Annotated in this window: 12 protein-coding genes; 3 read left to right on the top strand and 9 right to left on the bottom strand. The window is 64.1% G+C overall.

Annotated features, from left to right (window positions below; translation table 11 throughout):
- Positions 1-8: 8 nt before the first annotated feature.
- Positions 9-872 carry a fumarylacetoacetate hydrolase family protein gene (locus ACFYO1_RS02545; RefSeq protein WP_387226413.1) on the bottom strand — a complete coding sequence of 288 codons (864 nt, stop codon included), beginning with the start codon at positions 870-872 and terminating at the stop codon, positions 9-11.
- Positions 869-1,927 (bottom strand): cupin domain-containing protein, encoded by a 1,059-nt coding sequence (locus tag ACFYO1_RS02540; protein ID WP_387226412.1) that lies wholly within the window; start codon positions 1,925-1,927, stop codon positions 869-871. Before ACFYO1_RS02540 ends, ACFYO1_RS02545 begins: the two co-directional genes overlap by 4 nt.
- A 286-nt stretch (positions 1,928-2,213) precedes the next feature.
- On the opposite strand from ACFYO1_RS02540, the gene ACFYO1_RS02535 reads away from it, so the two are divergent.
- Positions 2,214-2,579 carry a hypothetical protein gene (locus ACFYO1_RS02535; protein WP_387226410.1) on the top strand — a complete coding sequence of 122 codons (366 nt, stop codon included), beginning with the start codon at positions 2,214-2,216 and terminating at the stop codon, positions 2,577-2,579.
- 59 nt (positions 2,580-2,638) lie between these two features.
- On the opposite strand, the gene ACFYO1_RS02530 is transcribed toward ACFYO1_RS02535, so the two are convergent.
- Positions 2,639-3,118, bottom strand: coding sequence for a hypothetical protein (locus ACFYO1_RS02530; protein WP_387226408.1), 480 nt, complete (start codon positions 3,116-3,118; stop codon positions 2,639-2,641).
- Between the two features lie 329 nt (positions 3,119-3,447).
- Here ACFYO1_RS02530 and ACFYO1_RS02525 point away from each other — a divergent pair, with 329 nt between their 5' ends.
- Positions 3,448-4,554, top strand: a complete 1,107-nt coding sequence (locus ACFYO1_RS02525) for a transglycosylase SLT domain-containing protein (protein WP_387226406.1) — start codon at positions 3,448-3,450, stop codon at positions 4,552-4,554.
- Here the strand turns inward: ACFYO1_RS02525 and ACFYO1_RS02520 are convergent.
- From ACFYO1_RS02520 to ACFYO1_RS02505, 4 genes are all read right to left on the bottom strand, one after another.
- Positions 4,548-5,153, bottom strand: coding sequence for a dihydrofolate reductase family protein (locus ACFYO1_RS02520; protein ID WP_387231656.1), 606 nt, complete (start codon positions 5,151-5,153; stop codon positions 4,548-4,550). The genes ACFYO1_RS02525 and ACFYO1_RS02520 overlap by 7 nt on opposite strands.
- Before the next feature lie 154 nt (positions 5,154-5,307).
- The gene (locus tag ACFYO1_RS02515; protein WP_387226404.1) at positions 5,308-5,829 is read right to left on the bottom strand and encodes a hypothetical protein; all 522 of its coding nucleotides are present in this window, start codon (positions 5,827-5,829) and stop codon (positions 5,308-5,310) included.
- Between the two features lie 142 nt (positions 5,830-5,971).
- On the bottom strand, positions 5,972-6,697 hold the full coding sequence (locus tag ACFYO1_RS02510; RefSeq protein ID WP_387226402.1) for a MerR family transcriptional regulator: 726 nt from the start codon (positions 6,695-6,697) through the stop codon (positions 5,972-5,974).
- Positions 6,698-6,753: 56 nt separating this feature from the next.
- The gene (locus ACFYO1_RS02505; RefSeq protein ID WP_387226400.1) at positions 6,754-7,047 is read right to left on the bottom strand and encodes a WhiB family transcriptional regulator; all 294 of its coding nucleotides are present in this window, start codon (positions 7,045-7,047) and stop codon (positions 6,754-6,756) included.
- A gap of 134 nt (positions 7,048-7,181) precedes the next feature.
- Between ACFYO1_RS02505 and ACFYO1_RS02500 the strand changes: the two genes are divergently transcribed.
- A complete protein-coding gene (locus ACFYO1_RS02500; RefSeq protein ID WP_387226399.1) occupies positions 7,182-7,538 on the top strand; it encodes a DUF1707 domain-containing protein in 357 nt (118 codons plus the stop codon).
- A gap of 6 nt (positions 7,539-7,544) precedes the next feature.
- Here ACFYO1_RS02500 and ACFYO1_RS02495 read toward each other — a convergent pair whose 3' ends face one another.
- Complete coding sequence (locus ACFYO1_RS02495) at positions 7,545-9,839, bottom strand: tetratricopeptide repeat protein (protein WP_387226396.1); 2,295 nt, start codon at positions 9,837-9,839, stop codon at positions 7,545-7,547.
- Positions 9,840-10,083: 244 nt separating this feature from the next.
- On the bottom strand, positions 10,084-11,619 hold the full coding sequence (locus tag ACFYO1_RS02490) for an amino acid permease (RefSeq protein WP_387226394.1): 1,536 nt from the start codon (positions 11,617-11,619) through the stop codon (positions 10,084-10,086).
- Between the last annotated feature and the right edge of the window lie 70 nt (positions 11,620-11,689).

Raw genomic sequence — 11,689 nt, 5'->3', positions numbered from 1 at the left:
GAAACTGTCTACCCGGCAGGCCGGGTCGGGCAGGCCGTCGCGGTCGATGAGTCCACGAACACGTGCAACTCGCCGAACCCGCTGATGGCCAGATCAATCCGTTGTCCGTGCACGACCTCACCGACGCCGGCGGGGGTCCCGGTCGATATGACATCGCCGGGGTGCAGGCGCATCACCGACGATATGTAGGAGATGAGTGTCGGTACGTCCCAGATCAATTCACCGATCGACGCATCCTGGCGCAGCACCCCGTCCACCCAGCAGCGCAGCGACAGCTCGTGGACTGGACCGGCTTCATCGGGTGTGATCAGATACGGACCCATCGGCGTGAAGGTATCGAAGGACTTGCGCATCGAGCGATCCTCGCTGCCTCGCATCGTCATATCGAGCAGGCCGGTGTAACCGGCGACGTAGTCGAGCGCGTCCGCCGCGGCGACGTGTCGAGCCTCCCTGCCGATGACGAGCGCAAGTTCCCCTTCCTGATCGAAGCGCCTTCCGTGGTAGGGCAGAGCGATCGTGCCGCCCGGCGGCAGCAACGACGACGGGGCTTTGAGGAATACACCGAGGCTGTCGATATGCGTCGGATGGTGCATCTCGGCCTGGTGATCGCGATAGTTCACGGGGGCCGCCACGATCTTGGAAGGATCGGGGACGGGCACGTCCAGGATCACGTCTTCGACCGGCAGCAGTGGGGCGTCGTCCAGCCGACGCTCGAGCGATGCCAGCCGGCCATTCGTTGACGCCAGAAGTCGTTTGATCGGTGATGGCGACACACCGGCATCCGGATTGACCGACATGACCCGCACGCCGTCGGAAGTTATTGCGCCCGCGCCACTTTCGCCGGCTTTGGTTCGAAAGCTGACGAACTTCATCGCGGTGTCTCCGCCCATTCCTGACGGAACAGTCGGGTGGCCTCGAGGATCGGCGCATCGCTGACCATGAAGATGTCGAGGTCGTCCCGCTCGTCGGCTTTCAGTCCGAACCAGGACCACGACGGCACCACGAACACGTCGCCGTGTTCGACGTCGAATTCCTTGCCGCCGATAGTCATTGTGCCCGTTCCGTTCAGCACCGCGCCGATCCGGGAGCCGGTCTGCCGGTGCCGGGAGGTACTCGTGCCCGACTTGACGCGGCCCATCTCGCAGCGCATCGTCGGCATCACGTCGATACCTCTGGCGGGGTCCGTAAAACGCAGCCACACAGCGGAATCCGTCGTCTCGGCCAGTCTGCGCAAGGCGGCGTCGGTTGCGCTCCAGCGGTAGGCCAGCAGCGGGGAGTGGTTGACCGGGGCGTCGCAGCCCGCTGGAACGAGGCCGGGACCCGCGCCCCACAGCAGCTCGGTGGTCGATGTGGATTCAGCCCACCGCGCCGGCGGGCGGGCGGATCCGGCCTCGAAGAAGACGGACTCCAGATATCCGACGAGCGGCACGTCCAAGACGTCCAGCCACATCATCGACGCGGCCGTCGAATTGCGGTGTTCATGGAATGCCCAGGAGGGGGTCAGGATCAGGTCGCCGCGGGACATGGGCACGGGGTCGCCGTCCACCGCCGTCCAGACGCCTTCGCCCTCGAAGACGAAACGCAGCGCCGCCGGGGTGTGCCGGTGCGCGGCAGCGGATTCGTGCGGGCCGAGGTATTGCAGTCCAGCCCACAGCGTCGGCGTCGCGTGCGGCGCACCGGCGAGGCCGGGATTCGCGCAGGACAGCACGCGCCGGTCTCCGCCGCGATCGATCGTCACCAACTCCCCCGATCGCTCGCACAGTGCGCGTAAATGCTTACCGCGCCAGCGGTACGGCGCCGTCCGCGCGGCAGGTTCCGGCGTCAGGGTCCCGGACAGTCGCCAGAGCGGCTGCAGATCGGCTGCCGCGAGGTCGCCGTAGAGAGTGTCGAGGTCGACGTTGCTGTCGTTGAAGCGTGTGGTTGCCACGAGCCGCTCCTCATCGCGTACCGAGGAGTCCTGTCACCCGAGGACCGAGCAAAGGCAAGCGGCGAACCGACCTGACCAGCGCAGAGGTCGAATACAGGAAATCCGAACTAACCCAGCAAACCTTACCGCTATCTAACGATCCAGCAGGCCAGGCTTCCCGCTGACGGAAAGAGCATGCGCGAAATTTGACACCATTCATCGTACCGTTGAACAGCGGCTCACTGCTCGATGTTGAATCCATTGCTTTGGAGCGCGCAGTCGCAACACCGATAGGAATGGAGATTCCATGTTCACTACCAATCCGACGACCATCCGGCGAATCCTGGCGTCCACCACGGCCGCCGGCATGATCGCGGGCGCGATCGCCCTGGCGCCGGCCTCCGCGTTCGCCGGGAACGAACCGCACACACCGAACGATGGCGGCGACACGAGCGGCTGGCATCACATCGATCCTCTCGGCCTCAATCACCAGGAAACCGATCCGCTGCGCGCTGCCGAGGAACGCGAGAATCGTCGCGAGTACTTCAACAACCATGCCAGCACACCGCCGCGCAATCAGAGCGGCAATCACGAAGGGGCTCCGAGCTGGTCTCGCGTCCAGCAACCGGACGGGCGCTGGGTCGTCTGCAAGCCGCAAGCAAGCTGGTGCTGAAGCCCGTGCGTGCGGCGCTCGCCGATAGCGTCGCACGCACGGCGCTGGAATCAGGGCTCTCATCCACCGAAGAAGTCGAACGGATTGCCGAGAATGAAGTTCGCGTTGATCACGCCTTCCTTGGTCTTGCCGCCGATGACGATCACGGTGTCACCGGCCCGCACATCGGAAACTTGCGCACCGGCCGGGACGAATACATGAGTCGTGTGGTCGGTACGCACGACAGCGATCCCGCCCAGCACCCCGGCCACCGTCAACTTTCCACGGTCATTAGCGATCACCGTGCCCGCGGTGAGCCCTAGCGAGGTGTCGATATCCGACGCGGCAGTGGACGGCTGTTGATCGCCGGGCCAGAGAGCCGTGAAAATCAGCACGAGCAGCACCGCCGTGCCGACGCCGATGATCAGGCCCGCACGACGACGCGGAGACCACCCGAACCACCACGATCGCACGGTATTGCGCAGCGATCGCCGCGCCCCGAGCTGCGGTTCAGGGCTCAGCGCGGCGTCAGGCACCGTGGCGGACGATTCTTCTGCCATCGGACGAGTCCATGGCGTATTCGGATCGCTCATCGCACCGCTCCGATAGTTTCCGTGAAATATCGCAAATTCTCCGCACGGTCCGTGGAGAAGCTCTTCCCGAGATTAGTCTGTGCATACATCGGGCGCCGGTCCCGATTCCCATAGTTGGCAAGCTGGTCGGTCCTGTGGTGCCGCACCTGCCCAGCAATATTCCCAGCTAGGGGAACGTTCGATACTCGAGGAAAGCAGAGATCGAATCAGGAATGCGAGGGTGGCCAATGATCCCGGCCGGAACAGTCGAACACCCTCGCGCGGGGGCGACCGAGGGAGCCACGCGAATAGGCGATTTGCATGAGCTGCCCGACTGCGCGCCATCGGGCCTGATCGCTCTGTTCAGGTTGGCAGAGGGCGTCATCCAAGCCCAGATCGAACTGCTCGGATCCGGTAAACCCTCCGCGGCGCCCAACCTGCGCGAAATGCTCGGCAGCCATGGGATTGCCGATCCCAAGGACGAATCGACGATGATCGACAATTACAACGATCACAAAGTCGAGGTGCAGCAGGTGATATCGGGCATTCATCGACAAGACGACGGCATCGTTGTGCGAACCGCCGGAGTCGGCGACTCCGTGACGAATGCCTATGGTGCCATCGAAACCTCTGTCGGAGAACTCAATACGAAGATCGACGCTTCTTTCGCCGCGGTGCGAACCGTGACCACCAGGGACGGCGAAACCCATAAGGAGCTGCCCAGGGACGTAATAGACGGCCTGTTCAATGGCGTCTGGGATACGTTGGACACGACCTACAACCAGGTGCACAGCGTCTCGGACCAAGCGGCTTCCGCAGCGCTCAATATCAGTAGCGAACAGCCGACCTACGCCGTCAGCGGCGGCTCAGCCCCGCCCTCGTACAACGCTCCCGGCGCCGGCAGCACGATGCCGACGTCGTTCAACGCCATGGGTTCTGGCAGCCCCATCAGTCCTCGCATTCCGCCCAACCACAGTGGAACCTACGACGACCACTACACAGAGCGAGTCAACGCGACATCCGGCACGCGCGGGCACAACCGCCTGAGCGAGGCAGAACTGCGGAAACACATTGGTGAGGCGCTCGACGCGCTCGGTATCACCGACCCGGTCGCAAGAGAGAATTGGACGCGTGGCTACCTGGTGCTGATCCAACGCGAATCCGGTGGCGACGCAGGATCGATCAACACTTGGGATTCCAACGCGGTCGCAGGACGCGCATCCCAGGGCCTCACACAGACAATTCCCACGACCTTCTCCGATAATCACGTCAAAGGGACCTCGTCGGATATCACCGATCCCACTGCCAATATCGCGGCGAGCATGAATTACGTCATGAAAAAATACGACGTGTCGCGTGACGGAAGCAATCTGGCGCACAACGTCCAGCAAGCCGATCCGACCCGCGCACCGAAGGGTTACTGATTGCCCTGGCCTGCACTGGCACCGAGCACCAAGCAGCGATCAGAGGCCCCGACGAAAACATCCGGTCGCTGATAGTGCATCTGCACGACGGCGCTGTCGAAGGTCACCACGTCGACGAGCTGCAGCCCGAATGCCGCCGTGCTCGGGAACAGCGGGACTCCCCCACCCAGCAAGACAGGATGTACGAACAGTCGGAACTCGTCGACCAACCCGTATTCCAAGAAGGTCGCGGCCGTCCGAGTACCACCGAACAGAACCATGCGGTAATCACTGTCGGTCCGCAGAGCGGCGATTTCTTCCACCAGTGCGGTCCGGACCACTCGGGTATTCCAGTCGGCACCGTGCAGTGTGCGCGAGAAAACGACTTTCGGGGTAGCCTTCCAGCACCGGGCGAACTCGATGTAGAACGGCGAGATCGCCGGATCGGCGTCGGCCGTCGGCCAGAACGACGCCATGATCTCGTAGGTCTTTCTCCCGTACAGGAACATATCCGCGGTACGCAACTCGTCCAGAAATTCCCCGCACAACTCCTCGTCCACCACCGGCCAGTGGATCTCCTGGTCGGGGCCCTCGGCGAATCCGTCGAGCGACATTTGCATCCACAATGTCACGCTTCCCATGGCAACCCCTCCGCCTCCGTGTAGAGGACAAAGTATCGATGGAGCGTCAGCGTGGCCACATCGGTAGATGGAGGCCCCACCCATACCTAGGCAGGCGCATATATAGGCTCTGATCTGGGATTTCGGCGAGTCGTCAGATCAGCACTCCGTCGACACAGAGGCTGCCCGTGCGCCAGGTCGGTGACGGCTGCCGACCGGATTCGAAATCCCAGAAGGTAATCGGACCGACCGATCGCCACATCAGGCCGGACCCATTGGGTACCACCTCGTAGATGTCTTCGGCACCGTCGATCAATTGGCTGCCGACGCAATAGTCGTTATAGGAACTGCCGGGTTGCCGAGCACCCGGACTGAACGCGCCTGCCGGGTTTCCGGTCGCGCCGGGATTCGGAACCGTACTGTGCCGGCCAACAGCGCCGTCGCGCGACCAACGGGCGCCGCCATAGTTGTCCAAGCGGCAGGTGAAGGCCCAGCCGCCCGCGTAGACCGTGGAACCTTGGCGATGCGCACCCCCGGCCCACAGGCAGGGAACGCCGCCCGCGTCCGCGCTCGCCGGGGTGATCGGGCCCGCAAAACCGGCCCCGACCAGCGCGGCAGCGGTCACCGCAAGCAGAGTTCGCACAACCGAACGGCTCGAAACGGCAGGTTTGCTCATCGACAACACTCCTTCGCTCTTCTGTCCCGCGAGGCGGAGACTGGAAGCGGTTCTTCGTCACATTTAATGTACCGCTGACTAGCGGCTCATTAATGAGTGTGTCGCCACGCTTGGGAAGGGGTGCCGGGTTCGAGAATCCAGGCTATTGGTCGCCGGACAGCGCCTCGCTGAGCTCCGCGTCCAAGTCGAGGTAGCGGCCGACTAACCGGCTGATGTGCTGGGTGCCGGCGCGCCCCGGAGCCGCGCGCAATGCGAAGGCACGCTGCGCGAGCTCGGCCGAATCGCCCGATTTCTCGTACGCTGCCCAGGCTGTGCGACGGAACAGGTCGACGAGACGGCGGGCAACGCGCTCGGAGTCGGCGTGCAGTTTCTCCAGCTCGCCGAGCACCTCGTCCTCGGGTATCCCGGCCGCAGCGAGTTGGTCCGCGACGCGCATCAAGTCCCGATCGCCGACCCGGTAGGTGGCGGCGTCGACGGGCTCGTACAGGCCGATGGCGACCACCCTGGCAAGACCCTGCCGCACATCGCGATAGCGCTCCTGCAACTCGGTACCGGTGATCGTGTCATCGATCGGTGACTCGACCATCGGTGTCTCGAACCCATCGGGCACACCGAGTAGGTCAGCGAGGTCCTCGCCGCGCGCGTAGGCATCGAAAAGTTCCTTGATCCCGTTGACCTTGACGCCCTGTGCCATCAGACGATTGATCGTCTGCATCCGCACCAAATGCTCCGGACCATAGAAACCGGTACGCCCCTTGACCTGGGGCGGAGGTAACGCTCCTCGCTCGTGATACACACGGATCGTGCGAACTGTGGTACCAGCCGCACGCGCCAACTCGTCGATCGTGTATTCCACACCCGCTGCCATGCCTAAAAGGAAACCACACCCTTTCCGCACGCAGCATCGGCATCGCCGTGCGGGGCTTACCCCACCCACCCTTGCCGGGTCCGGACCTCCAAGTAGCGCCTGCGTTCATCCTCGGTCATCCCGCCCCATACCCCGTACGGCTCATTCACCGTCAACGCGTAGTTTCGGCACTGCCTGCGGACCGGGCAGTTATGACATATCTGTTTCGCCCGGCGTGCGCGATCCTGACGGGCCCTGCCGCGCTCACCATCCGGATGGAAGAACACCGCAGAGTCCAGTCCGCGACAAGAGCCGCGCAGTTGCCATTCCCACGCTTCGGCGACCGAGCTGTACTTGCCTTCGATATGCACCGCCACTCCTCACTCATGGGCGGATTCGAGCGTAAGTCATCCCCAGATGTGGGAAATTGTTTCGGTAAACGACTTCCCACTAACTGGAAATCCCCAGCCGTCGGCGGAGTGCCACCGACGAATATTCTCGACGAATGGATGAAGTGCATGACGTCCGGATTACCGCCGACGAACGAGAACGGGCGCTCCGCGAACTGGCGGCACATATGGCTGCTGGCCGATTGAGCGTGGTCGAGTTCGACGAACGCAGCACAGTGGCTGCCGAGGTGACGACAATGACCGAATTGGCCGAACTATTCGCCGACCTGCCCGGCGCCGTCCCGGCCGCACCAGCATCCATCGAGCCGACTCCGATGCGACGGCTCGTGTTCGTCGCAGTCACGTTCTCGCTCTTCGCGATTGCCGCCGCGCTGGTTTCCGGGAACATGCTGTGGTTGTTGCTTCCGGTCCTTCTCACGTTGATAGTCGCGCTCGCCCGCCGCAGGCACTGACCGCCGCTACCATCGCGTCCGTACCCGAACCTGATTCGCCAGATCGACCAGCCGATACTTGTGCCAGCGGTCCGGCGCGGTGCGAGCGAGTGCACGCAGACCCGATTCGAGACCGTCGCGCAATCCTGGTTCGGTGAGCGGAAATTCGAGAACGTTCGCACCGGGTTTCGACGGCTCCCCGCCCGCCCGCATCCATTCCAGGGCGGCGCCGATCACCACGACTCGCAGTTGTAAGGCGCGCGGCTCATCGCGCGCGGGCAGTCGCGCCGCGGCGGCGGCCAGGTCGGCCTCGGTGATCTCGACGGTCGGCCGCGAGACCAGCAGCAGACTGGCGGTCAGGTGCGCGATGCTGTGGTGGCGGGAGGCCGGCGACACCTCGTCCAGCACGGCAACGGCGTCCAACAGGCTGCCCTCCGCGGCGAGCATGCGGGACAACCCGAAGGCGGCGCTGACCACACCGTGATTGGTCTGCCACGCCATTCGATAGTGCGCAGCGGCGGCCTCGCGCCAGCTTCGTTGTGCGGCATCGCCAGTGGATTGTGCCAGTGCGAGTTCCGCCGCTGCGGCGAGCGCGAGCACGGGCGCGATCTCACCGGGCAGCATCGAACGGACCACATCGAAGTTCTGGTACGCCTCCGCAGGCCGACTGTCCGACAGCGCGGCGATTCCACTGAACCACTCGATGCGCCAATCCCCGCGATATCGCGCCGCGAGCTCATTCAACAGTGCGGTGGCACCGGCGGTTTCTTCCAGATCGAGCAAGGATCGGACTTCGGTCAACGCCCCCTCGAGGCCGAATGTCACCGGCTCGGGAATCGTCCCGTCGGCGATGCGATCGCGGGTGCGCGACAGCACGTCCAATGCGTGCTGCGGATCGCCGTGCAGCAATGTCGACAGCATATCCGCGCTGGGATCCTCGCTGTCGATCAACGGCACCGGAAGTGCCACGTTCACGCTTCGCGCGTCGAGCGGCTGGCCGGCGGCACGCCCGTAGATCATCTGGTCGGCCTGCCCGATCAACGTTTCGATGCCGAAATCGCCGCGCACCGAACCGAATTCGATCGAGGCCTGGGGATGCTCGCGCCCGGTGTCGGCCGCCAGCACCATCCTGAGCACGCCGGCCAGCTGGCCGTGCATCGCATACGCCGACGGGAATCGGCGCTTGGGGTCACTGTCGGTGGCGCGCAGCAGCAGCCGATACAGCGAGGGGTGCCGTCGCAATAATGGCTGCTCATCCGGCGCGGGAATGCCGCGCGCGTAATGCCCGGACGCGTCTCGCGGCAACTCGAGCGTCAATGCGGCGAGTGTCCTGCCGACGGAGTAGATGTCGGTGACCACCGACGGCCCGGTCTCGGTGAGCTCAGGAGCTTGGTAGCCCGGCGTGGCGTAAATGCTGCCGTAGGCGCCGATGGCGGAAACACCGCCGAGATCGATGAGTTTGACCTCGTCGCCACTGAGCATGATGTTGTCGGGCTTCAAATCGTTGTAGGCAAGGCCGAGCGAGTGCAGGTAGTCGAGGGCGGGCAGGATCTCCATCATGTAAGCGATTGCTTCGGTGAGCGGAAGCCGCTCCGGCGCATGCTGATCGAGCATCGCCCGCAGCGACCGACCGCCGACATACTCCATGACGATGTAGCCGTCCGGAACGTCACGGCCCGCCTTGTGCTTGACGAAGTTGTGAATCTTGACGATGCCCGGATAGGCGACCTCAGAGAGGAACTGCCGCTCGGCGACCGCGACCACATGCGCTTCGAAGTCGAGCGGGTTCTGCAGCCCTTTCAACACCACCCATCGATCGCTGACGTAGCGATCGATCGCCAGGTAAACCCACCCGAGTCCGCCGTGCGCCAAGCAACCCTGCACTTCGTACTGTCCGGCAATCAGATCACCCGGCTCTACCGGTGGCCGGAAGTTGTAGGGCGCACCACAACTACCGCACTCGCCGACCACCTCCGCGGGCGCTGACTCGGTTCGCCTCCCGACCGGCTCCTCGCATTTCCAGCAAAACCGTTTTGCCTCGGGAACTTCCGGATTCTGCAGCATGGTGGAGCGTGGATCGATCGCTGCCACCTTCGGCATCACGACCAGTCCCCCGCCGAGCCGCGGCAGCGTAGGACGTGATCTGGCGTTGCGGCCCGAACCCGGCTCGGCCTCAGCTCCTGAAGCGGTGGGATCGAACGAACCGCCCGGGTCCGGCGGAGGTGCCGGCTGGGTGGATTCGCCGCCTGGGGCAGCAGGAATCGATGCGGCCTCAGGGTCTGCCACCTCAGGCCGGCGCTCGACCGGCTCGGGCTTCAACATCCGCCGGCTGGCCCAGGGATGCTGGGGCGGACTCGGCGTTTCGGTTCCCCGCGTTCCCCGTATTCGCCGGCTCGCCCACGGGTGCGGCAGCGGCGGTCGATCGGACGTACTGGGGTGTTCCGGCATCGGAACCTTTCGAGCCCGCGAATGGATCGAACATCATTCTCGTTCTCCGGCATTTGCCCCTCTTCCCGGCGGTGGGAAAGTGTCCGCTCCGAGGCATGACCCCGAAGCGGACACCTGTCTATGCCTCGTTCTCGACCGGCGCGTCCTCGACGAGCACAACCGTGTCGTTCTGTAGTGGCCGCTCGGCGATCACCGGGAACTGCCCGGTGTAACCAGCCCGCTCGTCGGCTATGTTCAGCACCCGCTTTCGGGCCAGGAACCAGCCGCCGACGAGGGCGGGGACACCGACGAGACCGACCGCCATGACGGCGCCCCGCTGCACCTCGTCATTGCTGAAGGCCATCAATACCACGACGGCGACCAGGAATACCAGCGTCGCTACGCTCGTGTACGGCGCACCGATCAGGCGGAACGCAGGCCGCTTCGCCCGCCCCGCCCGATCCCAGTGCCACAGCTTCAACTGGCATAGAATGATCACCGTCCAGGCGGTGATGGTGCCGAGCGCGGTCATGTTCAACACGATCTCGAAGGCACGCTCCGGCACGATCGCGTTGAGGCCGACCCCGGTGAGCGCCACCGCGCCCGTCGCGAGGATGCCGACGTAAGGCACTCCGCCACTGGACATTCGAGACGTGATGCGAGGCGCGCTGCCGTTCACCGACATCGACCGCAGGATCCGGCCGGTCGAATAAAGCCCCGCGTTCAGGCTGGAGAACGCCGCGGTCAGCACGACCAGGTTCATGATCGAACCGGCACTGCCGATGCCAAGCTTGGCGAAGAAAGTGACGAATGGACTCTCGCCTGCCTTGAACGCGGTATACGGCAGCAGCAGGCCGAGCAGCACCAGCGAGCCGACGTAGAACAACGCGATACGCGCGATAACCGAGTTGATCGCCCTCGGCATGATCTTTTCCGCGTTCTCCGCCTCTCCCGCGGCCGTTCCCACCAATTCCACACCGGCATAGGCGAAGACGACGCCGGTGGTGACGAGCACAAGCGGAAGCAGGCCGACGGGTATCAGGCCACCGTGCTCACTGACCGCGCTGAATCCCGTCGGCTGCCCGTCGATGCTGAAACGGCCACCGAGGAAGATCGTGCCGACGATGAGGAAGGTGACCAGCGCGGCGACCTTGATGATCGCGGCCCAGAATTCCAGTTCGCCGAACCATCGGACCGATATCAGGTTCAGGCTGACGATCAGCGCCAAGGCCACCAGCGCGATCAGCCATTGCGGCAATACCTGGAAGGCCTGCCAGTAGTGGATATAGGTGGCGATCGCGGTGATGTCTACGATTCCGGTCATGCACCAGTGGAAGAAGTAGACCCAGCCGACGGCGAACGCGAGCTTTTCACCGTAGAACTCGCGTGCGTAGGAAACGAAAGAGCCCGAGGACGGGCGATGCAACACCAGTTCGCCGAGTGCACGAAGCACGAAGAAAACGAAGACGCCGCATATTCCGTACACCAGGAAAAGGCCGGGCCCGGCGTGCGCCAGACGACCACCCGCGCCGAGAAACAATCCGGTGCCGATGGCACCACCGATCGCGATCATTTGCAACTGACGCGGACGCAACGCTTTGTGGTACCCAGCGTCCTCGGCGTGCAGCGCGTCCTCGGGGGCGTGCGCCCCAGAGGGTGGTCGGGTCGTTGTCATGAGGCGGCCTTTCGAGTGACGACGATCATATCGGTGTTCAATGTACCGCTGTTTGGCGGCTCATTCAATA

Origin of the sequence: Nocardia sp. NPDC006044, assembly GCF_042871115.1 — a bacterium.
GTDB lineage: Bacteria > Actinomycetota > Actinomycetes > Mycobacteriales > Mycobacteriaceae > Nocardia.
Note: the sequence above shows the minus strand (reverse complement) of the source record. Positions and strands in the feature narration are given on the sequence as shown.